The 26,101-nt window shown below is 67.3% G+C and carries 14 protein-coding genes; 7 read left to right on the top strand and 7 right to left on the bottom strand.

Translation table 11 applies throughout. From position 1 onward, the window contains the following. Position 1: 1 nt before the first annotated feature. Positions 2 to 2,359, bottom strand: a complete 2,358-nt coding sequence (locus OV287_RS23635) for an ATP-binding protein (RefSeq protein ID WP_267536295.1) — start codon at positions 2,357 to 2,359, stop codon at positions 2 to 4. 511 nt (positions 2,360 to 2,870) lie between these two features. On the opposite strand from OV287_RS23635, the gene OV287_RS23640 reads away from it, so the two are divergent. Together OV287_RS23640 and OV287_RS23645 are read left to right on the top strand one after the other, a co-directional pair. Beyond that, entirely contained in the window at positions 2,871 to 3,743 is an 873-nt protein-coding gene (locus OV287_RS23640; protein WP_267536296.1) for a J domain-containing protein, read from the top strand. A gap of 20 nt (positions 3,744 to 3,763) precedes the next feature. After that, entirely contained in the window at positions 3,764 to 5,131 is a 1,368-nt protein-coding gene (locus OV287_RS23645; protein ID WP_267536297.1) for a hypothetical protein, read from the top strand. Between the two features lie 13 nt (positions 5,132 to 5,144). Here the strand turns inward: OV287_RS23645 and OV287_RS23650 are convergent, their stop codons facing one another. Beyond that, positions 5,145 to 5,852 (bottom strand): ATP-binding protein, encoded by a 708-nt coding sequence (locus OV287_RS23650; protein WP_267536298.1) that lies wholly within the window; start codon positions 5,850 to 5,852, stop codon positions 5,145 to 5,147. Between the two features lie 106 nt (positions 5,853 to 5,958). Continuing rightward, positions 5,959 to 6,843 carry an RNA polymerase factor sigma-32 gene (locus OV287_RS23655; RefSeq protein WP_267536299.1) on the bottom strand — a complete coding sequence of 295 codons (885 nt, stop codon included), beginning with the start codon at positions 6,841 to 6,843 and terminating at the stop codon, positions 5,959 to 5,961. Between the two features lie 363 nt (positions 6,844 to 7,206). On the opposite strand from OV287_RS23655, the gene OV287_RS23660 reads away from it, so the two are divergent. Together OV287_RS23660 and OV287_RS23665 are read left to right on the top strand one after the other, a co-directional pair. After that, on the top strand, positions 7,207 to 8,715 hold the full coding sequence (locus OV287_RS23660; protein ID WP_267536300.1) for a PAS domain-containing sensor histidine kinase: 1,509 nt from the start codon (positions 7,207 to 7,209) through the stop codon (positions 8,713 to 8,715). Between the two features lie 81 nt (positions 8,716 to 8,796). Further along, positions 8,797 to 12,921 carry an MG2 domain-containing protein gene (locus tag OV287_RS23665; protein ID WP_267536301.1) on the top strand — a complete coding sequence of 1,375 codons (4,125 nt, stop codon included), beginning with the start codon at positions 8,797 to 8,799 and terminating at the stop codon, positions 12,919 to 12,921. Positions 12,922 to 13,022: 101 nt separating this feature from the next. Here the strand turns inward: OV287_RS23665 and gcvA are convergent, their stop codons facing one another. Continuing rightward, a complete protein-coding gene (gene gcvA, locus OV287_RS23670) occupies positions 13,023 to 13,913 on the bottom strand; it encodes a transcriptional regulator GcvA (protein ID WP_267536302.1) in 891 nt (296 codons plus the stop codon). 139 nt (positions 13,914 to 14,052) lie between these two features. On the opposite strand from gcvA, the gene OV287_RS23675 reads away from it, so the two are divergent. Together OV287_RS23675 and OV287_RS23680 are read left to right on the top strand one after the other, a co-directional pair. Continuing rightward, positions 14,053 to 15,246 (top strand): MFS transporter, encoded by a 1,194-nt coding sequence (locus OV287_RS23675; protein ID WP_267536303.1) that lies wholly within the window; start codon positions 14,053 to 14,055, stop codon positions 15,244 to 15,246. Positions 15,247 to 15,426: 180 nt separating this feature from the next. Further along, a complete protein-coding gene (locus tag OV287_RS23680) occupies positions 15,427 to 15,867 on the top strand; it encodes a DUF6918 family protein (protein WP_267536304.1) in 441 nt (146 codons plus the stop codon). Positions 15,868 to 16,016: 149 nt separating this feature from the next. Here OV287_RS23680 and pip read toward each other — a convergent pair whose 3' ends face one another. From pip to OV287_RS23695, 3 genes are all read right to left on the bottom strand, one after another. After that, entirely contained in the window at positions 16,017 to 16,976 is a 960-nt protein-coding gene (gene pip / locus OV287_RS23685) for a prolyl aminopeptidase (protein ID WP_267536305.1), read from the bottom strand. 115 nt (positions 16,977 to 17,091) lie between these two features. Further along, positions 17,092 to 23,826, bottom strand: a complete 6,735-nt coding sequence (locus OV287_RS23690) for a CARDB domain-containing protein (RefSeq protein ID WP_267536306.1) — start codon at positions 23,824 to 23,826, stop codon at positions 17,092 to 17,094. Further along, entirely contained in the window at positions 23,763 to 25,523 is a 1,761-nt protein-coding gene (locus OV287_RS23695) for a CARDB domain-containing protein (RefSeq protein ID WP_267536307.1), read from the bottom strand. Before OV287_RS23695 ends, OV287_RS23690 begins: the two co-directional genes overlap by 64 nt. Before the next feature lie 244 nt (positions 25,524 to 25,767). Here OV287_RS23695 and OV287_RS23700 point away from each other — a divergent pair, with 244 nt between their 5' ends. After that, entirely contained in the window at positions 25,768 to 25,986 is a 219-nt protein-coding gene (locus OV287_RS23700) for a hypothetical protein (protein WP_267536308.1), read from the top strand. Positions 25,987 to 26,101: the final 115 nt, after the last annotated feature.

Below are 26,101 nucleotides of genomic sequence, written 5' to 3' on the forward strand. Positions count from 1 at the left end.
TTCAGGGCCTGTCGCCAGCGGGAAGGCTCACGGTGAACCGGGTGTATCTGCCCACTTCGCTCTCCACCGTCAGGCTTCCCCCGTGTAGCTTGACGATGTCGTAGCTCAGCGACAGGCCCAGCCCGGTGTTGCCACCTCCTGGTGGTTTTGTGGTGAAGAACGGCTCGAAGATGCGGCCTTGGATGTCCTTCGGGATGCCGGGCCCGTTGTCCTCCACCTGAAGGATGATGTTGCCGCCCTCGCGACAAGTGCGCAGGGTAATGGTGGGCACGTAGTCGTTGGTGGATCCGCGCTGCTTCAATGACACGGCATCGATGGCATTTTGGATCAGGTTCTGGAGCACGCGGCCCAGTTCCTGAGGCCTCGCCTGTATCTTCCCCACCGCGGGGTCAAACTCCCGTACGAACGTCACTTCAAGCCCCGGATTGCGAACACGCTCCCCAGCGTAGGTCAGCTTCAAGTACTGCTCCACGAGCGCTTCCACGTCCGTTGGCTCGAGCGCCCCGGATCGGCCCTGGGCATGCTCCATCATGCTCCGGATGATATGGTCCGCCCGCACACCATGATGGTGGACAACAGTCGCGTTCTGCTTGAGATCCGTGATGAGGTCGCGGACCTCGCTCAGGGAAACCTGGGGCCGCTCCTGTAGCGTTCGCTCCAGTTCCTGAGCAAGCTCAATATTGGCCTCGGACATGTTGTTGATGAAGTTGAGCGGGTTCTTGAGCTCGTGCGCGATGCCCGAGGCGAGCTGAGCCAGGGAGGCCAGCTTCTCTGACTGGATGAGCTGGTTCTGCGTGCGCTGCAGTTCCTTGATGAGGGCCTGCTTGGCCGTGTTCTCCTGGTTGAGGGCTGCATTGGCCATTTCCAGCTCACGGGTGCGGTGTTGGATGCGCTCCTCCAGCTCCATGTTGAGCTGCTCCAGGTCCGTGCGGGCCTGATGCAAGGACGCGTTGCTCTGCCCCAAGGATTGCCCCATCTGGAACAACCCCTCACCGGTGCGTTGCAGCTCGGTGATGGAATAGGTTGGCCGTGGCTGCGCGTACTCGCCTTGGCCGATCCGCTGCATCATGCTCTCCAGGTCCAGCAGCGGTTCAGCGAGCAAGGTGCTCATCCGGCGCACCTTTCTGTAAAGCCACACGAAGAAGAGCACATAGAAGAGAATCAGACCGGCGATCATGCCCAAGCCCACACGGACGATGCGCCTGTTGAGTGCATAGGCTTCCGCGAAGATGTCTGCCTCGTCCACGACGACCAGGAGCTTCCAGTCAGTCCCCTTCACGGTGGACCAGGCCACCTGTTTGTTGCGCCCCATCAGTGTCACGGTCTGCAGCCCATGGTGCGCGGAGACCATGTGCTGGCCGAGTGCGTGGCCGTCCTCGCGCTTGAACAGATTGAAGGTGTCTGGCCTGAAGATGTCGTTCCGGATGGGCTCCTGGTAGGCGTATTGGGTGAGGTCTTTCAATCCCCAGTCTCGTTCCCCTTGGGCGGGCAGCGCGAGGATGGTGCCGCGCCTCCCCACCAGCATCCCATAACCATTCCAAGGCAGGTCCAGCTGGAGCACTTGCTGGGTGATGCGGTCGACGCTGATGTCCAGCCCTACCACCCCCTCCATGCGGTCACCACGCCCTGGGTAGAGCGGGGCGGCGGCCGAAGTCAGCCACCCGTGGCCGGCTGTGTCGACGTACACGTCCGTCCAGACAACCTTTCGCTCAGGATTGTGAGCCGCGTCTGCCTCGAAATAGTAGCTGTAGGTAGAGGGGTTATAGTCCGCACCGACCCACTCGAGGACTTCCTTATACTCTCTATAGGGGTAGAACCGGTCCATGTGATCCGCGGTGAGGACATAGACCTGGGTGACCAGCGGGTGAGTCTCCACGAGGCTCTTGAGCAGCGGATCGAGTTGAGAAAACTGCAACGCCTTGATGCGCTCGGGCTCACCGATGCGGGTGAGCCTGGAATAAACGAGACCAGCCCGGCCGGGGAGCTCATGTGTCGTATAGAGCGTGCCATCCTGGGAGAGGGCATAGCGTGAGCGCTCCTGGGTATCAGGGATGAACGGCGTCACGAAGGCCTGCTCGGCATGGTAGCGGAGCAGCTCTGTATTATAGGCCACAGAGGCAAGTTGTGAGCCGATGTGCTCGGCTTGCTGCTGAGCAATATGTTGGAGTTGCTCGGTCGCCAGACGTTGCAGGGTGGTGATGTTCTGATCGCGAATGACGCTGTTGGTGATGAGGTAGGCGGCAATGAGCGCCAGTTCGATCAAGAAGACTGGGATGAGCGCACTCGTGAGATAGGACCGCCAGATGAGCCGCAGCAGTGACACAGGCGTAGCGGCGCTTCTGTCCAGCGGCAAGCGCATGGTTGTCCTCGGAGATCGATGAGCCCCTCTTTGGTTACTTTATACCCTCTGGCCCTGGCTTCCTGGTACAACGGCACGTTGTCACCGCCTCGGATGAAGACACTGAAACCTTCCGCCGACACGTAGACGTCGCGCTTGCCTTCCCGGGTCACCCGGGCGAGCTGTCCGACTGTCGGACAGGTTCGTGCAGACTCCTCGGGACGGGGTAGGCTGCTCCCTCGAGCTGTTCGCAAGCGGGTTCCAATCTACTGGGGAGCGCATGTCTGCATGCCCATGCTGTTTGGAGGAGCTGCCGCCCGCCCGCCGGGGGCTTGGGGGCCGCCGCCTCGTGGGCAGCTGCGGCCTCTGTCGCGATGAAGTGTGCCAGGACTGCCTGCACTCGCAGGTCTGTGGCAGTTGTCTGTGGGAGTCGTTCGCGGCCCGCGGTGAGACGCCGTCCTTCCCCGAGCCGCCAGGCCGGCGCAGGCGAGCGGCGCAGGCGGCCTGCAAGCATGCTCGGGCAGTGCGGTGGATGCAGTGCTGTCCCGACTGTGGCATCGGGATGGAGTGGGAGGCCGAGCACGGCAACCCCGCGTGTGACGCGTGTGGAGCGCCTTCGCACGCCGCGTTCAACTTCTGCTGGGATTGCGGAGCGTCCTTCGAGGAGGACAACGAAGCCGGAGACACCGCCGAGGGCTACGCGCTCGACTTCGATTGCCACTCGCGCAAATGCCAGGGGAGGGTGGCGTGGCTCATGCCGTACTGTCCCTGGTGTGCCTCGGCGCAGCGTTGGCAACCTTCCGATGAGACGGATGCGCCCGTGTGCGTGGGGTGTGAGGCGAAGCTCGAGCCCTCCTGGGCGTTCTGCGCGGCTTGTGGCGAGGAGGCTCCGCTCCCCGAGGATTGTTTCACCTGCGGAGCGCCGCTCGAGCAGGCGGACTGCGCCGCGCGCTGCGAGCACTGCCGGCGGATGGTGTGTGGCGAATGCTTCGGCGATTACACGCTGCTGGAGCCAAGTGCCAGGCAACGCGAAGCAAAGAGCGGCAGCCCTGGGGTGCGCGAATTGTTGCTGTGCTCACCGTGTGCGGAGGAGCTCGGGGTGTCTCCGATTCGGGAGGAGGAGCCCCCTGCGTCGGAGACTCAAGAGGACGAGGCTCCGGAAAACGACGAAGAGCCCGTGGCGGCTCGGACCGCCCCTCCTAGCAGCCCCTGGGAAGTGCTCGGCGTGGCTCCGGGCACGCCGCTGGCCGAGGTGAAGCGGGCCTACCTCGCCCTCATCACCCAGTACCACCCGGACAAGGTGGCGCAGCTGGGGTCCAAGCTCCAGGCGCTCGCGGCGGAGGAGACGCGCCGGCTCAACCAGGCATGGAGCGAGCTACGCCAGCGCAGCGGCCCGGGGCATTAGAATCAGGGCCGCTGGAACGGATGGGGCCGTTCGTCTACAACCGGCGCTACTCCATGCTGACGACCTTCCGACGTGTGTCCGTTCTGGTCCTCACCTCCGTGCTCCTTGCATGCGCCACGCGTGGTGCGACGCCCACCTCCCAGCCCTCCACCGGGTTGCCGATGAAGACACCTTCCTCCCTGGACTCCTCCGCCGAGCAGTACGTGAAGCTGGTCCTCGCCGTGGGCCAGCATGACGCCCAGTACGTGGACGCGTACTACGGGCCCGAAGCCTGGGCGAAGGAGGCCGAGGCCGCGAAGCTGCCCCTGCCGGTGATTGGCGAGCGCACCGCCACGCTGGTGAAGCAGGTGGAAGCGGTGCCGGTGCCCGAGGATGCGCTCGTCGCGATGCGCCGCCGCTTCCTGCTGACCCAGCTCTCGGCCCTCGGCGCGCGTGTGCGGATGCTGTCGGGAGAGACGCTGAAGTTCGACGAGGAGAGCCAGGCTCTCTATGCCGCGCGAGACCCGGGGCACACCGAGGCGGAGTTCGAAGCGGTGCTCGCCGAGCTGGAGCGGCTCGTGCCCGGCCAGGGTCCACTGTCCGAGCGTCTGGAGCACTTCCGGAAGGACTTCGTCATTCCCAGGGAGAAGCTGGACGCCGTCTTCCGCGCCGCCACCGAGGAGTCGCGCCGCCGCACGCTGAAGCACGTGCCGCTGCCCGCCCACGAGGCGTTCTCCCTGGAGTACGTCAACGACAAGCCCTGGGGCGGTTACAACTGGTTCAAGGGCAACGCGAAGAGCGTGATTCAAATCAACACGGATCTGCCCATCTTCATCCAGCGCGCCATCGACCTCGCTGCGCACGAGGGCTACCCCGGCCACCACGTCTACAACGCGCTGCTGGAGCAGCACCTGGTGCGCGAGCGCGGCTGGGTGGAGTTCTCGGTGTACCCGCTCTTCTCGCCCATGTCGCTCATCGCCGAGGGCAGCGCCAACTATGGCATCGAGCTGGCCTTCCCCGATGCGGAGGCGTACCTGCGCGACGTCCTCTTCCCGCTCGCGGGGCTCGACCCGAAGCGCGCCGCCGACTACGTGCGGATGGAGGAGCTGATCGAGAAGCTGTCCTACGTGGTCAACGAGGCCGCGCGCCGGTATCTCGACGGCACCATGAGCCGGGAGGCGGCGCGCGACTGGCTCGTGCGCTACGGGCTGCTGTCCCCCGAGCGCGCCACCCAGCGGATGGCCTTCATCGACCACAATCGCTCGTACGTCATCAACTACAACCTGGGGCGTGACATGGTGAAGCAGTACGTGGAGCGGAAGGCGGGCCCGGGCGCGTCGCACGAGCGACGCTGGGGCGTGTTCCTCGAACTGCTGTCCTCGCCAGCGCTGCCGGCCGACCTTCGCTAGAGGCGCCTCGAAGCTACCAGGGAGGGTAGGCGCCCAAGGGGTAGTCCGGCACCCATTCCACCGTGGCGGAGGGGTGACGCGAGACGAGCTCCTCCAGGACTTCCTTCGAGGAGACATGCGCCTGCGTCGCGGCATCGAAGAGCAGCGGATCGAACTCGAAGATCACGCGCGTGCCTCGTGACGGCCCATGGGAGGAGGGATGCACGGGCGCGATGATCCCTCCGCGTGAGTATCGCGCCGCAACCCGGACGCCATCCCGTGCCGTCTGAATGGTCACCCGGCTGCAGAGGGCATTGAGGATGACTCCCACTCCGCCAAAGGGCCCCCAGACCTGGGGCTCCGGCTCCGGCTCCGGCTGCCGGACGGCCCGATACGTCTCGTCCGGCTCCAGGTGGAATTCGGTCATCACCCGGTCGATCCGGCTCATCGGCGCTCCGGCGACGGAGATGACGTCCAGCGGCCATCCACGTCCATCATCCTGGAGCTCGAAGGCCGGGCCGGGCGGGCCTGGCCACACCCGGAGCTCGACCCGGCTCGCCTCATTCCCGAACCTGGGGGACGAGAGTCGAGTGAGTGCGTGTTCGATCAGTCCCCGCGCCTGACCGGCTTGACCCTCGGCTAGCTCAACAAACAGCCCGGGACGGCGGCGGATGGACTCATGGATCCACAGCACCTTGATGGGATGGGAGGTCATGTTGTGGGGATTGGGATGTTCCCTCACGCATAACCCCTGCCCGGCGCGCTAGCAACAGAGGAGCCACGGTGGACGAGCGCTCCCTGTCGGTGCTTACGCGCGTGTTGGAGGGCCCCCCGAGGACCTGAAGGGATTAGCGGGCGGCCGCCTCGTCCTGGCCCACCTCGGCCATCAGCGAGGCCAGCTCCGCCTTGAGCTTGTCCTTGGCGCGGATCTCCAGCTGGCGGGCGCGCTCGCGCGAGAAGCCGAAGTGCTCGCCCAGCTCGCTCAGCGTCATCTCCGCGTCGCCCATCACCCGATGCTCGATGATGAAGCGCTCGCGCGGATCCAGCCGCTGCAGCGCCTGGCGGATGCGCTCGCGGGTGAGCTGCGCCTGCTGCCGGTCCGCCACCTCGTCCACCTGCGAGGCCGACTCCGACTCCACGAAGTCCAGGTGCGTGGCGTCACCCTCCTCACCCACCGGCGCGTCCAGCGACAAGTCCCGGCCGCCCATGCGCTGCTCCATCTCGCGCACCTCGGAGGCCTTCACGTTCAGCTTCCGGGCAATCTCCTCGGCGTCGACGATGTTGCCGTCGCCCGAGCCGAGCTTCTCCAGCTCACGCCGCGTGCGGGCCAGGCTGAAGAACAGCCGGCGCTGCGCCTGCGTGGTGCCCAGCTTCACCAGCGACCAGTTCTTCAGGATGTAGTTCTGGATGTACGCGCGGATCCACCACACCGCGTAGGAGATGAGGCGGATGCCCTTGTCCGGATCGAACTTCTGCACCGCCTTCATCAGGCCGATGTTCCCCTCCTGGATGAGGTCGGACATCTTGATGCCGTAGGAGCGGTACTCGTAGGCCACCTTCATCACGAACCGCAGGTTGCTCGTCACCAGGCGGTGACCCGCGGAGAGATCGCCCTGACGGAAGTTGCGGGCCAGCGTCTGCTCCTGCTGCACGGTGAGCAACGGGTACTGGCTGATGTCCGAGAGGTACGTGGTGAGGGTCTCAGTGGAGGAGAGGGAGGAGGTGGCGAGCATGGGTCTCTCGGGGGATGGAGGACGTTGAGCGGTGCGTTGCGACTTCGTGCCCATTGCCAAAAGCAACGGGGATGCCAGCAGCCCCCGGGCAACGTTCCTCAGTGAAAGCGGGTACTTGCATCACGAGCCCATCGTGACTAGGGCGGAATGCTGTCGTTTTTACAGGGCCTGGATTGGAGGTTTTTTCGGGCCCTACCTGGACGCACGGAAGCCCACCTCCTGTCCCGAGGTAGGGGGGGCTGTCCGGCAGCGGACGAGCGCCGGAGGCTGGCACGGGCCGAGCGTGCGCTGCCGGACGTCTGGAGCCCGCAAAGGACAGGGGGCCAACTGCTCGCACGGGCCAGTTGTGGATATTTCATCATCATGAAGAGCCCTCCAGAGCTGCCCTACCGCGAGCTCTTCCTGTCCATCGTCGAGGAGATGCCGGACGCGGTCTTCACCAAGGATCTTCAGGGGCGCTACACCTTCATCAACAGCGTGGGGGCGCACTACCTGGGCAAGCCGGTGGAGGAGATCATCGGCCGCACGGACAGCGACCTGATGTCGGCGGAGGAGGCGCAGAACACCCTGGAGTTCGATCGGCAGACGCTGCTGGCCGGGCGCACCCTCCATGCGGAGATGAGCGAGCAGATGGCGGGGGTGCGGCGCGAGTGGCTCTCCACCAAGGGGGTCATCCGCCGGCCGGATGGGCAGGTGGTGGGGCTGTTCGGGATTGCGAGGGACTTGTCACACCACCGGCGGGGCGAGGCGGCCCAGCGCCAGAGTGAGGCGCTCTTTCGGGCGGCGGCCAGCAACAGCTTCGATGCGTTCTTCATCCTCCGGGGCGAGCCGGAGCACTTGCGGGTGCTGCGCCTCAATACCCATGCGGAGTCCCTGCTGGGCTGTGAGGCGCGTGCGGCGGAGGGGCGTCCGCTCTCCGACTTCCCGCATGCGGTCTTCATCGCTCCGCGCCACCTGTGCGAGCAGGTGTGGAGCACCGGCCGGACCCATGACGACGAGGTGGATCAGCTCGAGCCCGGCAAGGGACGCCGCTGGTTCCGCCGCCAGCTGTGCGCGGTGGGCGACTGCATGGCCGTCACGGTGCGGGACATCACCGCGCAGCGCGAGAACGAGCTGCGCCTGCGGCTCAACGAGCGGATGGCCTCCATCGGGATGCTCGCCGCGGGGGTTGCGCATGAGATCAACAACCCGCTGGCCTTTGTCTCCGGCAACCTCGGCTTCATCGGCACGGAGCTGCGCAGGCTGGGGCTGCCGGAGGAGGACGCGCACGAGCTGATGGAGGCGATCAACGAGGCCCGCGAGGGGACCGAGCGCATGCGGCTCATCGTCGAGAGCCTCCGGGCGCTCTCTCGGGGCGATACGATGACCACGCACCCGTTGGATCTGCACGAGGTGCTGGAGAACTCGGTGCACCTGGCCTGGGGCCGGCTGCGCAGCCGGGGGCGGCTGGTGCGCGATTACGGGGAGCTACCCCAGGTGCTGGGCAACTCCGTGCAGCTCGCGCAGGTCTTCACCAACCTGCTGATCAACGCGGCGCAGGCCCTGCCCAGGTCGGGTGGGGAGATCCGGCTGGTGACGTGCATGCAGGGCACCTCGCAGGCGGTGGTGGAGGTGCGGGACAACGGCTGCGGGATTCCCGTGGAGAACCTCGAGCGCATCTTCGAGCCCTTCTTCACCACCAAGCCGGTGGGAGAAGGGACGGGCCTGGGCCTGTCCATCAGTCACGACATCATCCGCGGGCTCGGAGGAGCGCTCTCCGTGGAGAGTGTGGTGGGGCAGGGCAGCACCTTCCGCGTCCTGCTGCCCGTGGCGCACGAGCACGCGGCGAAGGACTCGCGCCCCGCGGATCACGAGCATCACTCGGTGGCCTAGAGCACCGGCTTGCTCCTGGGCAGAACTTTCGACGCACACATTCGTTCCCTGGTGACCCTATTCTCTGTTCCAGGGAATCCCATGATCGAACACGTTGTCCCACGCGCCCTCCTCGCCCTCGCCACTGTCGGCCTCGCCATTTCCATGAGCTTCCAGCCGCAGCAGGTATTGGCTGCCCGGGCGGACACTGCTTCACTCGGCGGGTCCGGCCGCGCTCTGACCTTCATCAGCACCGACAAGCCCCTCTACCGGCCCGGTGAGCAGGTGCTGGCGCGGGGTCTCATGCTCGAGGCCCGCGGCCATACTCCCCTCGCGAACCAGGCGCATGCCAACGTGGAGATCCGGGGTCCCAAGGGGGACGTCGTCACCTCCGCGAGGGTGGTGAGTGAGAACTCGGTCTGGGGCTACTCCTGGACCGTCCCGGAGGACATGGCCGGGGGCGAGTACACGCTCAGCGTCTCCTATCCCTGGACGGGCGAGGCCCCCGCTGAGCGCAAGTTCGACGTGCGTGCCTACCGCGCTCCCCGGCTCAAGTCGCAGATCGAGTTCCTCCGCGATGGTTACGGACCGGGGGACACGGTCACCGCCACGCTTGATGTGAAGCGTGCCGAGGGCGGCGTTCCCTCGGGTGCCCGGGTCACCGCCACCGCCCTCGTGGATGGCGTCACCGTGGCGCAGGTGCCGGGCGTGGTCGACGCGCGAGGGTTGTGCACCGTCAGCTTCAAGCTGCCTGGCCGGATTGAGCGGGGCGAGGGTTCTCTCGCCTTCGCCATCGAGGACGGCGGGGTAGTCGAGACGGCGGCCAAGACGATCCCCATCCTGCTGCAGACCCTGGATCTCACCCTGTATCCAGAGGGTGGCGACCTGGTGGCGGGTCTGCCATCGCGCGTCTATTTCCAGGCGCTGACGCCCGCGCAAAAGCCCGCGGACCTGTCCGGCGTGGTGATCGATCTGGCCACGGGCGCGGTGGTGGCGCAGGTGCGCTCGGAGCACGAGGGCCGGGGCCGCTTCGAGCTGACCCCGAAGGCCGGCGTGAAGTACGCGCTGCGCATCGACGAGCCCTCGGGCATCCGCAAGCCCTTCCCGCTGCCCGAGGTGAAGGCCCGGGGTGCCGTCCTGCGTGCGAGCGAGGACGTCATCCCCGCCGGTCGGCCCGTGGTGCTCACCGTGGGGCTGTCGGGGGTGAAGCAGGCGAAGGTGACCCTGAGCCAGCGTGAGGTGGAGCTGGCCTCGTCGCTGGTGGACCCGAACGAGAAGGTCATCCTCGACCCGAAGGACGCGGACGGAGTGCTCATCGCCACCCTGTGGGACGCAGACGGCCGTCCGCTCGCGGAGCGGCTGGTGTTCCGCCAGCCCGCGAAGGCCCTGTCCATCGAGGTGAAGGCGAACAAGCCGCGCTACGTGCCGGGGGACCAGGTGGAGCTCACCGCCCGGACGACGCGCGGGGGCCAGCCGGTCTCGGCGCTGGTGATGCTCACCGTCACGGATGACGCGGTGCTGGAGCTCATCGAGAAGCGGGATCAGGCGCCCCAGTTGCCGGTGATGGTGCTGCTCGAGCCCGAGGTGAAGGAGCTGGCCGACGCCCAGGTGTACTTCGACGAGAAGAACCCCAAGGCGAAGCTGGCGGTGGACCTGCTGCTGGGCACCCAGGGCTGGCGGCGGTTCGCGCTGGCGAACGCCGAGCAGTTCGTGGCCCAGCATGGCGATCTAGCCCGGCGCGCGCTCGCCGTCCGGGTGCCGATGCCTCCCCCGGAAGAGGTGTTCGACGAAGGGGCCGCCATCCCCGAGATGGCTGGGGCGCCGCCTCCCATGCCCGCCCCAGTGCCCCAGGCCGCGCAGGTTCCCCAGGCAAGGCCGGTCGCCAAGGCCGCGCCGCCCGGACCTCCCCCCGTTCAACCCGCCCCCAGGGCCGTTGCCGCCAAACCCGTGGCGCCCAAGGGCATGGTGGAGGCGGAGCGCAAGGCCAAGAAGGAGGCCTCGCGGCAAAAGGCGATCGTCGCGGACAGGGAGATGGCAGCGGAAGAGGACGTGGCGGGGATGCCCCTGTACTCCCAGCCCATGGTCTATTTCCGCGAGTACGCCCACACGGTGCGGCCCGGGCGCAAGCCGGGGGATCGCATGGACTTCTCGGAGACGCTCTTCTGGAACGCGGGCGTGCGCACCGATGCGAAGACGGGCGAGGTCCGCGTCTCCTTTGGCCTGAACGACTCGGTCACCAGCTTCAAGGCGTTCGCGGGGGCCGTGGGGGATGATGGCGCGCTCGGCTCGGCGGTGGCCACGATCGAGTCGGTGCAGCCCTTCTATCTCGAGCCCAAGCTGCCGCTCGAGGTGACGTCCGGGGATGTGATTCAAGTGCCGCTGGCGCTGGTGAATGGCACGTCCACGGCGCTCCAGGGAGCGGGGGTGCAGGTCGGCCTGAGCGGTGACGTGAAGGCGTCCTCCCTGGGCGTGATGAACCTGGCCGCGAACGAGCGGGCCCGGCGCATCCTGGAGCTGAAGGTCGGTGCCCAGTCCAGGCCCGTGGACGTGACGCTCACTGCGACCGCGGGCAACTACGTGGATACGGTGAAGCGCACGCTGAGCATCAAGCCCAATGGCTTCCCCCTCCGCATCTCGTTCGGCGGGCTGCTGTCGTCACGGCAGCCGGTGGTGCACTCGGTGACGCTGCCCGCCAACCATGTGCGCGGCAGCGTGAAGACCTCCATCGCGGTGTACCCCTCGCCCCTGGCGAACATGACCGAGTCGCTTGCGCGGCTCATCCAGGAGCCCTCCGGCTGCTTCGAGCAGACGAGCTCGACCACCTATCCGATGACGATGGCGCAGCAGTACTTCCAGACGCACAGCGGGGTGAGCCCCGAGCTGGTGGCGTCGGCGCGCGAGAAGCTGGAGAAGGGCTACAAGCGGCTGGTGGGCTTCGAGTGCTCGGAGAAGGGCTACGAGTGGTTCGGTGAGAATCCGGGCCACGAGGCTCTCACCGCGTTCGGGTTGATGCACTTCAGCGACATGAAGCAGGTGCGGGACGTGGACGCCGCCATGCTCGAGCGCACGCGGGCCTGGCTGCTCAAGCAGCGCGATGGCAAGGGAGGTTTCGAGCGGAAGCGGCGCGCGCTCCACACGTGGATCGAGGATTCCGACACCTCCAATGCCTACATCCTCTGGGCCCTGCTGGAGAGCGCGGACAAGCCGGCGGAGGCGGCCCGTGAGCTGGCCAAGGAGGTGGGCGCGCTGAAGGCGGCCGCCATCAAGAGCCAGAACAGCTATGTGCTCGCACTCGCCGCGAATGTGATGGCGCTCGTGGGGGAGGGGAATGAGGCCCGCAAGCTCATGGAGCGGCTCGCCGCGAAGCAGGGGAAGACAGGGGTGGTGGAGGGCGGCACCCAGTCGATCGTCGGCAGTTCGGGCGAGACGCTCCAGATCGAGACCACCGCGCTGGCGGTGCTGGCCTGGCTGAGGGAGCCCGCCCATGTGAGCAACGTGGAGCGCTCGATGCGGTTCCTGGCGGACTCGTGCGAGGGAGGCCGCTACGGCTCGACCCAGAGCACGGTGCTCGCGCTGCGTGCCATCGTTGCCTACGACCAGGCGCGCTCGGCGAAGCGGGCTGCAGGCTCGGTCCGCGTCTACGTCGATGGCAAGCCCGTGGGCAACGCCGTGAAGTTCGATGGCAAGACGCAGGAGGCGCTCAAGCTGCCGGACGTGTCCGAGCTGCTCACCGCGGGCGAGCGGAAGATCGAGCTGCGGATGGAAGGTGGCTCGGAGCTGCCCTACTCGATCGAGGTCACCTACAACGCCCTCGTGCCGGCCAGCTCGCCGGACACCCGGGTGGACCTGGAGGTGACGCTGGCGAAGAACGCCCTGACCGAGGGTGAGCCGACCGAGGCACGCGTCTGGGTGACGAACCGGAGCGACGAGAAGCTGTCCACCACGGTGGCGATCTTCGGTGTGCCGGGCGGTCTCGAGGTCCGGCATGACCAGCTCAAGGAGCTGGTGAAGAAGCACACGGTGGACGCCTACGAGGTCATCGGTCGCGACGTCGTCCTCTACTGGCGGGGCATGGAGCCGCGGAAGAAGCTGGAGGTGCCCCTGTCGCTGATCGCGGCGGTGCCGGGCACCTATACGGGCCCGGCCAGCCGCGCGTATCTCTACTACGCGGACAATCACAAGATCTGGCGCGACGGCCTCAAGGTGTCCATCGCTCCGAAGCAGTGAGTGTCTGGACATAGTCCGCAGGCGCGGTGGATGTCCCCTCTCCCTCTGGGAGAGGGATCATGCGCAACACGACTGTGTCCGCGAACTTCGTGGACACTCCACTAGCTCGACGGGTTCGCGGTTCGGAGCAGCCAGGCCCGGAAGGCGCTCACCTTGGGTTGGCGTTGGGCGCGCGCCGTGGTGAGGAGCACATAGGCCCTCCCATCCACCGCTTCCCCTGGGAAGGGCCGGACCAGCCGGCCGCTCTGCAACTCATGCTGCACCAGCGAGGTGCGCGCGATGGCGAGGCCCTGGCCGGCTTCAGCGGCTGAGAGCAATGCGGTCATCTCGCTGAAGCGCGGCCCTCGTGTCACGTCGACTCCCAGGGCGCCCACCGCCGCGAGCCAGTTCGGCCAGTCCGGTGTGTCGGCGTAGTGCAGCAGCGTGTGCCTCGGCAGATCCTCCACGCTCCGCAGTGGCCTCGGGCCGTGGAGCAGCGAGGGCGCGCACACCGGGAAGAGCCGCTCCTCACCGAGTGGATCCACGACGACGCCCGGCCAGGGGCCCTCGCCGAAACGGATGCTCACGTCCGCCTCCCCGCGTCCCAGCTCGGCTTCGTCACGCGAGCCATCCAGCCGGAGCTCAATCCACGGGTGCGTCTCGCAGAAGCCCCCGAGCCGGGGCGCGAGCCACCGCGTGGCGAAGGCGCGCGGTGCACCCACCACGAGCGTGGCCGGCGTGGGGTTGGCGGAGACGCGATCCACCGCCAGAGCAAGCTCCGCGAAGATGCGCGTGGCGCGCTCGGCCAGCTCCCGTCCCCGCTCGGTGAGCTCCAAGCCCCGCCCGGTGCGAGTGAAGAGCCGGCAACCCAGGTGTTCCTCGAGGTGGTGCACCTGTCGGCTCACAGCGCCATGGGTGACACCCAACTCACGCGCGGCGCGTCCCAGATGACGATGGCGCGCGGCGGCCTCGAAGGCACGGAGGGCATTGAGCGGGGGAAGGGGAGGCGTCATGACTCACGAGGGGGTTGTGAGAAAAACTCACCGTACCCGGGCACCTTAATCGATTGTCGCTCCAGGGGGCCGCGAGCATCCTTTCCCCGCTCGTCCGCCCCATTCCGCGGCGTGATTTCGAGCGAGGAGGTACCTTCCCATGGCCGCGACGATGCGACTGGCTCCCGCCCGGGACCTCTGGCGCGACCCCGTCTGGCGGCGCTGGGTGCTGGCGGCGTTCTTCGCCCGGCTGCCCGGAACGATGACGGCCTTCACCCTGCTGCTCGCCGGACGCTGGGCGAGTGACTCCTTCACGCTCGGTGCATGGATGGCCAGTGCCCAGGCCGTGGGCTCTGCCCTCGTGGCGCCCTCGCGAGGTCGGCTGTTGGATCGCACCGGCCTCAACGCGGGACTCCGGCGCGGGCTCCTCTGGCAGGCCGTGCTCGTCCTGGGGCTCGCGGTGGCGGCCCTGGTGCGAGCGCCCGCTCCGGTGCTGCTGATCCTCGCGCTGTTGCTCGGCGTGATGCCCTCCGGCCTTCAAGGAGGCTTCCGCGCGTTGCTCTCCTCGGTGGCTCCCGCTGGACGTCACGAGGCGGCCTTCGCGCTCGATGCGGTGCTGGTGGAGCTGCAGTGGGTGGTGGGCCCGCTGCTGGTGGGCGTGACATCCATCTCGGGCTCGCCCCTGGTGGCGCTGGGGTTGATGGGCGCGAGTGCACTCGTGGCGAGTGTGCTGTGCCTGGGGCTCCCCGAGCGCTTCTCCCCACCGGCCACCCCCATGCCCACCACGCCGGTGTGGCGGACGCCCGGGGCTCCACGGGTGCTAGGCATGGTGGCCATCCTCGGGCTGAGCTGGGGCGCGATGGAGGCCGCCTTTCCCTCGCGCCTCGAGGAGCTTGGCTCCAGCGCCTCGCTCTGGGGGGCCCTGGCCGCGCTGCTCTCGGCCGCGAGCGTCGCCGGAGGGCTCGCCCATGCGGTGCTGCCGATGGCTCCCGGCCGTCTGGATGGCACCTGGCGCGCGCGGGGCCTGCTGCTGGCATGGGGGCTGTCGTTGCTCCCACTCGGGTGGATGGCCTCCGTGCAGGGGCTGGCGGTGTGGCTCGTCGCCGCTGGACTCTTCCTCGCGCCCCTGACCGGTACGTTGACCTTCCTGCTGCAGCAGGCGGTGCCCCCTCTGCGGCACGCGGAGGGGTTCTCCTTCTACAGCGCGTGCTGGTCGCTGGGGGTGGCTGGGGGAAGCGCACTCGCGGGGGGACTGCTCGGTCCCTGGGGGGCCGCCCCGGTGCTGGCGGGAGCCGCCTTGCTGCCGCTCGGGTTCGCGCTCTTGTCCACGGGTGCTGGCAGACCTCGCACGTGACAGGACCCGGACACCTGTGGGGCCGCTCCTTGATTCGGCCCCCAAGGGTGTTTACCTGATGGAGCGGCCCGAGCAGCGAGGGCCCTCCCATGCGCGGGATGTGCTATGCGCCCGGGCGGACCGGATAGGATTCCGCGGCCTTCGGGCGCGCTCCGTCCAGTGAACGAAAGGCACGATTCGATGGCGTCACTCACCGAGACGTTGACCAACGAGAACAAGAAGGCGGCGGTCGTCGACGACTGCTGCGCGCTCATCGACGCCGAGGTCGCCGACAAGGGCGGCATCTCGGGGCTCGCCATCAAGGCGGGCTATAGCGCGGTCAAGAACATCAAGCCCGGCTTCATCCGGCACGCCGTCGTGGATCTCCTCCCCGACTTCGCCAAGGCGCTTGATCCCCTCTACCAGGAGGCCAAGACGGGCGGGAAGCCGGTCGGGGCCCACATCTCGACGAACGCGGGGCGCGCCGCGGATGCCCTGCTCTCCATCACCGATGGGAAGGTCCGCAACGCGCAGAGCGGCCTCGTCAAGGGCACCTACGAGAAGCTCCGCGGCACCGCGAAGAAGAACGTCGAGGCTGCCATCCCCCGCATCGGCAAGCTCATCGAGAAGCACGGGGGCTGAGAAGTGTGTGGACCCCACCGGGTCTCGGAGACACCCGGTGGGACGTCCTCGGAGCGCCAGGGGTCTCGGCTAATCGATGAGGCCCGGCCGGCACACGCCGTTGTCGCCGCCCGAGGTGGCCGCTCTACCTGCAGCCGTAGCGCCCCCTGCTACTTGCGGAACCGGTCCGTGGCCTCGATGAGCGCGTCCGTGGTGCCCAGCTCGTACGCCGCGTGCCCGGCGTCCGGGATGATCTTCAGCTCCGCCTCCGGCCATGCCTTGTGCAGCGCCCAGGCACTGTCCATGGGGCAGCACATGTCATAGCGGCCCTGGACGATCACGGCCGGGATGTGGCGGATGCGGGGCACGTCGTCCAGGAGCTGGGTGTCGCTGCTCAGCCAGGCGCGATTGATGAAGTAGTGGCACTCGATGCGTGCGAAGGCGAGGGAGAACTCGTCCTCGCCCAGGTGCGCGATGTAGTTCGCGTTGGGGGCGAGGTAGCTGGTGCGGCCCTCCCAGATGCTCCAGGCCCGTGCCGCCTCCTGGCGCACCTTGGGGTCATCGCCCATCAGTCGCTTGTGATAGGCCTGGACCAGATCCCCCCGCTCCTCGGGAGGGATGGGCGCGAGGTAGTCCTCCCACGCATCCGGGAAGATGGTGTGCGCGCCGTGCTGGTAGAACCAGCGGATCTCCTGCTGGCGCAGCAGGAAGATGCCTCTCAGCACCAGCTCCGAGACGCGCTCCGGGTGCTTCTGCGCGTACGCGAGCGAGAGCGTGCTGCCCCACGAGCCACCGAAGACGAGCCACTGCTCGATGCCCAGGTGGCGGCGCAGCGTCTCCATGTCCTCCACCAGGTGCCAGGTGGTGTTCTCCTCCACGCTCGCGAAGGGCGTGCTCTTGCCGCAGCCCCGCTGGTCGAACAGGACGATGCGGTACGCCGCCGGATCGAAGAAGCGCCGCTGTTTGGGATCCGTGCCGCTGCCCGGCCCACCGTGGACGAACACCACCGGCTTACCCTTCGGGTTGCCGCTCTCCTCGAAGTAGATCTCGTGGATGGGCGACACGCGGAGACGGCCGGTGTTGTAGGGCTCGATGGGTGGGTAGAAGGTGCGGAGAGGGGTGGATGCCATGGGCGCGCACCCTAGCAGACGAGGGCTCAGTGCACTCCGGTCTTCACTGGCTCCGGCTCTGCTTCCGACCGGTACGCGAGGCAGTCCTCCTCGCGTACCGGTCACCATCTTGAGGCTACGGCGTGAGCTCGACGATGCGCTCCGTCCGGATGTTGTTGTCCTCACGCAGCTCCTGCACCCAGCGCTCCATGTCGATCAGGGTGCCCAGGTAGTACGTCCCTTGGACCTGGGACCCAGGAGGCGGGGAGGCGTAGACGGAGACGTCCTTCGTGACGCAGCTGCCCGGCTGCAGCGGCTCCACGTCGATGCTGCCAATCGTCGTCTGGTCGAACATCGGATTGCCAGGAGCGGGCATCGTGAGCTGGTCGTCCGTCGAGAGCAGCACCTGCAGCCAGGCCGTGCCCTGGGAGGCCACCGTCCCCTGGTTGCACACCTTCACCGTGGCCGTGTAGCTCTGCCAGCTCTGCATGCTGGCCGGGCTCGTCACCTCGGTCACCACGAGATCGGCCATGTAGCCCACGCCCATCAGGCCGCTCACGTGGACGTTGTTGTCCTCGCGCAGCTCCTGCTCGGCATGGTTCGTGTCGATGGCGGCCACGAGGTAGTACGCGCCATCGCCCTGCGCCGCGGGCGGCCGGTAGGCGTTGGCGGACACATCCTTCGTCACGCAACTGCCCGGCTGCACGGGCTGGTCCAGGTTCACGTACCCGATGGGCGCCTGCTCCATCAGCATCCCCGGAGGCGGGGGCGGCTGGCCCGGAGAGGGCAGCGTCAGCTCAGTATCCATGGATAGGAACAGTTCCAGCGCCGCTCCATAAGAGTAGCTCTGGGTGGGGGTGGTGCCCTGGTTGCAGACCTTCACCGAGGCCGTGAAGGGCTGTCCGTCCATCACGCTCGCAGGAGCCGTCACCTCCGTCACCACGAGGTCCGGCCGATAGCCCACGCCCATCAGGCCCTTCACGTGGACGTTGTTGTCCTCGCGCAGCTCCTGTTCAGACTGGTACGGGTCGATGGCGGCCACGAGGTAGTACGCACCATCGCCCTGAGCCGCGGGTGGCGGCGAGGCGTAGGCTGGCACGCTGACCGTCACGCATTGCCCAGGCTGCAGGTTCTGGGTCAGGTTCACGCCTCCGATGGACTGCTGGTCCTGTGTCATGCCCGGAGGCGGGGGCGGCTGGCCCGGAGAGGGCAGCGTCAGCTCGGTATCCATGGACAGGAACAGCTCCACCGCCGTCCCATAGGAGTTGGTGGTGGAGGTGCCCTGGTTGCACACCTTCACCGAGGCCGTGAAGTTCTGGCCACCTTCCACGTTGGTCGGCGCGCTCACCTCGGACACCACGAGGTCCGGCCCGTAGCCCACGCCCATCAGGCCGCTCACGTAGACGTTGTTGTCCTCGCGCAGCTCCTGCTCGGAGTGGTTGGTGTCGATGGCCGCCACCAGGTAGTACGCGCCAGCACCCTGGGCCGCGGGCGGCCGGTAGGCATGGGCCAGGACACTCGTCGTCACGCAACTGTTCGGCTGTAGAGGCTGGTCCAGGTCCAGGCCGCCGATGGGCGCCTGATCCATCTGCGTTCCCGGAGGCGGAGGCTGGCCGGGAGCGGGCAGCGTCAGCTCGGTATCCATCGACAGGAACAGCTCTACCCTCGTGCCATAGGAGTTGGTGGGGACGGTGCCCTGGTTGCACACCTTCACCGAGGCCGTGAAGCTCTGGCCATCCTCCAGGTTGGCCGGAGCACTCACTCCGGTCACCACGAGGTCGGGTCGGTAACCCACGCCCACCAGGCCCTTCACGTAGACGTTGTTGTCCTCACGCAGCTCCTGCTCGGAGTGGTGGGCGTCAACGACGGCCACCAGGTAGTAGGCGCCATCGCCCTGGGCCGCGGGCGGCCGGTAGGCACTGGCGGGCATGTCCTTCGTCACGCACTGCCCCGGATGCAGGGGCTCGTCCAGGTTGTCGATACCGATGGACACCTGATCCATCGTTCCCGGAGGCGGAGGCTGGCCCGGAGAGGGCAGCGTCAGCTCGGTATCCATCGACAGGAAGAGCTCCACCGCTGCCCCGTAGGAGTTGGTGGGGGCGGTGCCCTGGTTGCACACCTTCACCGAGGCCGTGAAGCCCTGGCCATCGTGCATGTTGGCCGGAGCGCTGACTCCGGTCACCACGAGGTCGGGCCGGTAGCCCACGCCCACCAGGCCGCTCACGTGGACGTTGTTGTCCTCACGCAGCTCCTGCTCGGAGTGGTGGGCGTCAACGACGGCCACCAGGTAGTAGGCGCCATCGCCCTGGGCCGCGGGCGGCTGGTAGGCACTGGCGGGCATGTCCTTCGTCACGCACTGCCCCGGATGCAGGGGCTCGTCCAGGTTGTCGATACCGATGGACACCTGATCCATCGTTCCCGGAGGCGGGGGCTGGCCGGGAGCGGGCAGCGTCAGCTCGGCATTCATCGACAGGAACAGCTCCACCGCAGCCCCATAGGAGTTGGTGGGCTCGGTGCCCTGGTTGCACACCTTCACCGAGGCCGTGAAGCCCTGGCCATCCTGCATGTTGGCCGGAGCGCTGACTCCGGTCACCACGAGGTCGGGCCGGTGTCCCACGCCCATCAGGCCGCTCACGTGGACGTTGTTGTCCTCACGCAGCTCCTGCTCGGCATGGTTCATGTCGACCATGGCGGCCAGGTAGAGCGCGCCATCCCCCATGAAGTCCGGAGGCGGCCAGGCGTTGGCGAGCACGCTCTTCGTCACGCACTGCCCGGGGAACAAGCTCTTCTCCAGCTGCACGTTCCCGATGGAATGCTGGTCCGTCGACGGGCTCGTGGGCGGATTGCTCGGGTCTGGCAGCGTCAGCTCATCATCCGTGGACAGGAAGAGCTCCACCTCCGACCAGTAGGAGTAGTTCTGAGTGGGGGCGGTGCCCTGGTTGCACACCTTCACCGAGGCCGTGAAGCTCTGGCCGGGCTCGAGGTTGGCTGGCGCGTCCACCTGGGTCACCACGAGGTCGGGCCGGTAGCCCACCCCCATCAGGCCGCTCACGTGGAGATTGTTGTCCTCGCGCAGCTCCTGCTCGGCATGGGTCGTGTCGACCATGGCGGCCAGGTAGAGCGCGCCATCCCCCATGAAGTCCGGAGGCGGCCAGGCGTTGGCGGGCACGCTCTGCGTCACGCACTGCCCCGGATACAGCCGCTGGCTCAGCTCCACGTACCCGATGGACTGCTGGTCCACCACCGGGCCCGAGGGCGGCATGGGCGGGTTCGGCTGGGTCAGCTCCGCATCCGTGGACAGGAACAGCTCCACCCGCGTGTCATAGTGAGAGTTGTTGGGCTCGGTGCCCTGGTTGCACACCTTCACGGAGGCCGTGAAGCTCTGGCCGGGCTCGACACTGGCCGGCGCGTTCACCTGGGTCACGACGAGGTCGGCGCGGTAGCCCACGCCCACCGGGCCGCTCACGTGGACATTGTTGTCCTCACGCAGCTCCTGCTCGGCATGAGTCGTGTCGATGGCGGCCGCCAGGTAGTACGTGCCATCGCCCTGGGCCTGCGGCGGCAGCGAGGCGTAGGCAGGCACGCTCTGCGCCACGCACTGCCCCGGATACAGTCGCTGGCTCAGCTCCACGTACCCAATGGACTGCTGGTCCACCAGCGGGAACGGGGAGGGCATGGACGGATCCGGCAGCGTCACCTCGGCATCCATGGACAGGAACAGCTCCAGCCGCGTGTCATAGGGAGAGCTGCTGCTGGGCTCGGTGCCCTGGTTGCACACCTTCACGGAGGCCGTGAAGTTCTGCCCAGGCCCGAGGTTGGCCGGCGCGTTCACCTGGGTCACGACGAGGTCGGGCCGGTAGCCCACCCCCATCAGCCCGCTCACGTAGACGTTGTTGTCCTCACGCAGCTCCTGTTCGAAGTGGTCGGAGTCGACGACGGCCACCAGGTAGTAGGCGCCATCGCCCTGAGCCTGTGGCGGCAGCGAGGCGTAGGCGGGCACGCTCTTCGTCACGCACTGTCCCGGATTCAAGGACTGGTTCAGCTCCACCTGCCCGATGGAGATCTGATCCATCGGCGTGCTCGGCCAGGGCGAGTACGGGTCCGGCAGCGTCAGCTCCGCATCCGTGGACAGGAACAGCTCCACCTGCGGTCCGTAGTAGGAGCCGCTGCTGGTGGGGGACGTGCCCTGGTTGCACACCTTCACGGAGGCCGTGAAGTTCTGGCCATTCCAGACATTGAGCGGAGCGCTCACCGCGGTCACCACGAGGTCGGAGCGGTAGCCCACGCCCATCAGGCCACTCACATGGACGTTGTTGTCCTCACGCAGCTCCTGCTCGGAGTGGTGCGGGTCGACAGCGGCCACCAGGTAGTAGCTGCCATCTCCCTGCGCCTGTGGCGGCAGCGAGGCGTTGGCGGACACGCTCTTCGTCACGCATTGCCCCGGATTCAAGGACTGGTTCAGCTCCACGGACCCGATGAAGATCTGATCCATGGGAGAGGGTGAGGGCGTGTTCGGATCCGGCAGCGTCAGCTCGGCATCCATGGACAGGAACAGCTCCAGCAGCGGCCCGTAGGAGGAGCCGCTGTTGGTGGGTCCAGTTCCCTGGTTGCACACCTTCACCGAGGCCGTGAAGCTCTGGCCGGGCTCCACGCTCTTCGGGGCACTCACCTCCGTCACCACGAGGTCGGAGCGGTTGCCCACGCCCACCAGGCCGCCCACGCGGACGTTGTTGTCCTCGCGCAGCTCCTGCTCGGCATTGTTCGTGTCGACAGCGGCCACCAGGTAGTACGCGCCATCCTCCTGCGCCTGTGGCGGCAGCGAGGCGTAGCCGGGCACACTCTGCGTCAGGCACTGCCCCGCGTAGAGATGCTGGTTCAGCTCCACGTACCCGATGGAGATCTGATCCAGCGGCGTGCTCGGCCAGGGCGAGTACGGGTCCGGCAGCGTCAGCTCCGTGTCCGTGGACAGGAACAGCTCCAGCCGCACCGCGGAGGGGGAGCCGCTGGTGGAGTCGGTGCCCTGGTTGCACACCTTCACCGAGGCCGTGAAGCTCTGGCCAGGTCCGATGCTGGCCGGGCCACTCACCTCGCTCACCACGAGATCGGAGTGGTAGCCCACGCCCATCAGGCCCTTCACGTGGACGTTGTTGTCCTCACGCAGCTCCTGCTCGGCGTGGTTCGTGTCGATGGCGGCCACCAGGTAATACGGGCCCTGGTCCTGCGGGGTTGGTGGCGGGTTGGCGGAGGCGGGCACGCTCTTCGTCACGCACTGCGCGGGATACAGGGGCTCGTACAGCTCCACGTAGCCGATGGACGTCTGCTCCATCTGCGGGCCCGGGTAGGGATTGTACGGATCCGGCAGCGTCAGCTCGGCATCCGCCGACAGGAACAGCTCGAGGCGCGGCGTGCCGCTGACGGGGTTGGTGCCCTGGTTGCACACCTTCACCGAGGCCGTGAAGGACTGTCCGGAGTTGGCGTTGGTCGGAGCGCTCACCTCCGTCACCACGAGGTCGGAGCGGTTGCCCACGCCCACCAGGCCGCTCACGAAGACGTTGTTGTCCTCGCGCAGCTCCTGCTCGACGTGGGTCGTGTCGACAGCGGCCGCCAGGTAGTACGCGCCATTCTCCCCCATCGCCGCGGGCGGCAGGTCAGCGTTGGCGTACACGCTCTTCGTCACGCAACTGCCTTCAGACAGCGGGTCCAGCTCCACGTACCCGATGGACATCTGGTCCATCTGGGGGCCCGGGTAGGGCATGTACGGGTCTGGCAGCGTCACCTCGGCGTCCGTCGACAGGAACAGCTCGAGGCGCGACCTGCTGTAGGAGCCGCTAGAGGTGGAGTGGCCCTGGTTGCACACCTTCACCGAGGCCGTGAAGCCCTGTCCGTTCCATAGGCTGGCCGGCGCGCTCAGCGCCGTGACCACGAGGTCGGGCCGGTAGCCCACGCCCACCAGGCCGCTCACGAAGACGTTGTTGTCCTCGCGCAGCTCCGGCTCTGCATGGGTGGTGTCGATAGCGGCCGCCAGATAGTACGCGCCATCCATCTCCATCGTCGCGGGCGGCACGCTGGCGTTGCCCTGCACGCTCTTCGTCACGCACTGCCCTGGCTGCAGGGTCTGATACAGATCCAGGGACCCGATGGGCATCTGGTCCGCCGGCGGGCCCGAGTAGGGCATGGACGGGTCCGACAGCGTCACCTCGGAGTCCATCGACAGGAACAGCTCGAGGCGCGGCGTGCTGTAGTAGCCGCCGGTGGAAGTGGTGCCCTGGTTGCACACCTTCACCGAGGCCGTGAAGGACTGTCCGTGCCGCATGCTGGACGGGGCCTTCAGCTCGGTCACCACGAGGTCGGAGCGGTTGCCCACGCCCACCAGGCCCTTCACGAAGACGTTGTTGTCCTCGCGCAGCTCCTGCTCGCTCTGCTGGCTGTCGATGGCGGCCGCCAGGTAGTACGCGCCGTACATCCCCATTGCCGCGGGCGGCAGGTCAGCGTTGGCATACAGGCTCTTCGTCACGCACTGAGCGGGATACAGGGTCTCGTACAGCTCCAGGTACCCCAGGGACCGCTGGTCCGCCGGCAGGCTGTAGTAGGGCTGGGACGGGTCCGGCAGCGTCACTTCGGCGTCCATCGACAGGAACAGCTCGAGGCGCGACGTGGTGTACGGGTAGTAGTAGCCGCCAGCCGGGCTGGTGCCCTGGTTGCACACCTTCACGGAGGCCGTGAAGCCCTGTCCGTATTCCAGGCTGCTTGGAGCGCTCACCTCCGTCACCACGAGATCGGCGCGGTTGCCCACGCCCATCAGGCCCTTCACGAGGACGTTGTTGTCCTCGCGCAGCTCCGGCTCCACATGGGTGGTGTCGATGGCGGCCACCAGGTAGTACGCACCGTCGCCCTGGCCGTGTACGGCAGGTGGGCGTACGCGGGCAGGGTCTTCGTCACGCAGCTGCCCGGGTACAGCCTTTCGAGCTGCAGTTCCGCGATGGTCACCTGATCCACCGGCGGGTAGGGCGACGGCATGTACGGGTCCGGCAGCGTCACCTCGGAATTCGTCGTCAGGAGCAGCTCGAGGCGCGCTCCGGGGTAGGAGCTGAAGGTAGTGCCCGTGCCCTGGTTGCACACCTTCACCGTGGCCTGGAAGCTCTGGCCAGACCACACATTGGCGGGGGCACTCACCTCCGTCACCACGAGGTCCGGCCGGTAGCCCACGCCCATCAGGTCACCCACGAGGACGTTGTTGTCCTCACGCAGCTCCTGTTCCACATGGTTGGTGTCGATGGCGGCCGCCAGGTAGTGCGCACTGTCGCTCGGATCCTCCGGTGGCAGCATGGCGTGTGCGGGCACGCTCTGCGTCATGCACTGCCCCGGGTACAGCGGCTGGGTCAGGTTCACGGACGCGATGGGCATCGGGTCCACCGGCTGTCCGGGGGCCGGCATCGAGATCGTCGCATCTTCCGACAGGAACAGGTCCAGCCGTGCGCCGGAGTAATAGCCGCCCTGGGTCGGATGGGTGCCCTGGTTGCACACCTTCACCGTGGCGAGGAAGCTCTGACCAGGCCACACGCTGGCGGGGCCACGCACCTCCGTCACCACGAGGTCCGGCCGATCGCCCACGCCCATCAGCCCGCTCACGAGGACGTTGTTGTCCTCACGCAGCTCCTGCTCCAGCCGGTTCGTGTCGACGGCTGCCACCAGGTAGTACGCACCGTCGCCCTGGGCCGCGGGCGGCAGGGCGCTGGAGGCGTACACGGTCTTCTTCATGCAACCGCCCGGGTACAGGTTGTCCACCTCCACGTAACCGATGGACACCTGATCCGTCGGGATGCTCGGGGACGGACTGCCCGGCTCCGGCAGCGTCAGCTCGGCATCCATGGACAGGAACAGCTCCACCCGGGACCTGTCGTAGTACGGGTAGTAGGAGCCGCCGCTGGTGGGGGAGGTGCCCTGGTTACACACCTCCACCGTGGCCTGGAAGCCAGGTCCATTCCGCACGCTGGCCGGCGCCTTCACCGAGGTCACCACGAGGTCGGCCCGGTGGCCCACGCCCATCAGCCCGCTCACGAGGATGTTGTTGTCCTCGTGCACCTCTTGCTCGACATGGGTGGTGTCGACGGCGGCCGCCAGGTAGTACGCGCCGTCGCCCTGTGCCGAGAGCGGCAGGTTGGCATGCGCATACACGCTTCGGGTCTCGCACTGTCCCGGGTACAGCTCGGACATCTCCACGGAGCCGATGAGCGCCTGGTCCGCCACCTCGTTCGGCGGAACGTTCGGCGCCGGCATGGTCAGCTCGGCATCCGTCGACAGGAACAGCTCCACGAGCGGTCTGCTGTAGCTCGTGTCGGTGCCCTGGTTGCACACCTTGACGGTGGCCGTGAAGCTCTGCCCGGGCCATACGCTGGCCGGGCCCCGTAGCTCCTTCACCACCAGATCCCGTCCGGAATCCAGGGCCGCGGCGCTGCTCCGCGGGGTTGCTGCGTCAGCGGTTGCGTCCCCCCGGCCGCAACCTGCCAGCGCCAGCACTCCCAGCACGAGACAGCGCGTGGCTCCCTTCCGCGCGTCTGGCCTTCTCATGTCTACCCCCTCTGCTTTCGGCGTGAGCGTTTCGCTTCCGGGCGCGGTGGACCGCGACAGGCTCCGCCCCGTATGCGTCGAGGGTAGAGGATAGCAAAACCCGAAAACAGTGGATACGTAGAAATGCAGTGCCACGAGAGCGTGACGAGGTCTGGCCCGAGCAGGAAAGGCCTTTTCTTCTATCTCCGCGGGCTATGCTGGCTCACGCCCCGAGTCGGGGCGCACTTCACTGGAGGAGTAAGAGATGAAGAAGAACCTGCTCGTTGCAAGCGTGTTTCTGCTCGGTCTGGGCCTTGGGGGCGCGTCGGCCAATGCCTCCAACCTCATCACTCCGGGAAGCGAGGGCACCCAGATCACCGAGGAGATGGCCCGGTGCGTTTCCGCATGTGAGCTGGCGGGTGGTTCCCACACCACCTGTTGGAACTGCTGCGTGAAGAATATCTGCCCGATCGAGATCGACTGAGCGGCCGCTGGGCCCGCCAGGGCTCGCTCGGCCAGGATGCCGGGCGAGCCTGCTCCATGAACGTGCCCACCTTGCGTAACCACCTCGACAGGTGGGCACTGTTCTTCCCCACCGG

It is taken from the genome of Archangium lansingense, from assembly GCF_026626635.1.
Lineage (GTDB): Bacteria > Myxococcota > Myxococcia > Myxococcales > Myxococcaceae > Archangium > Archangium lansingense.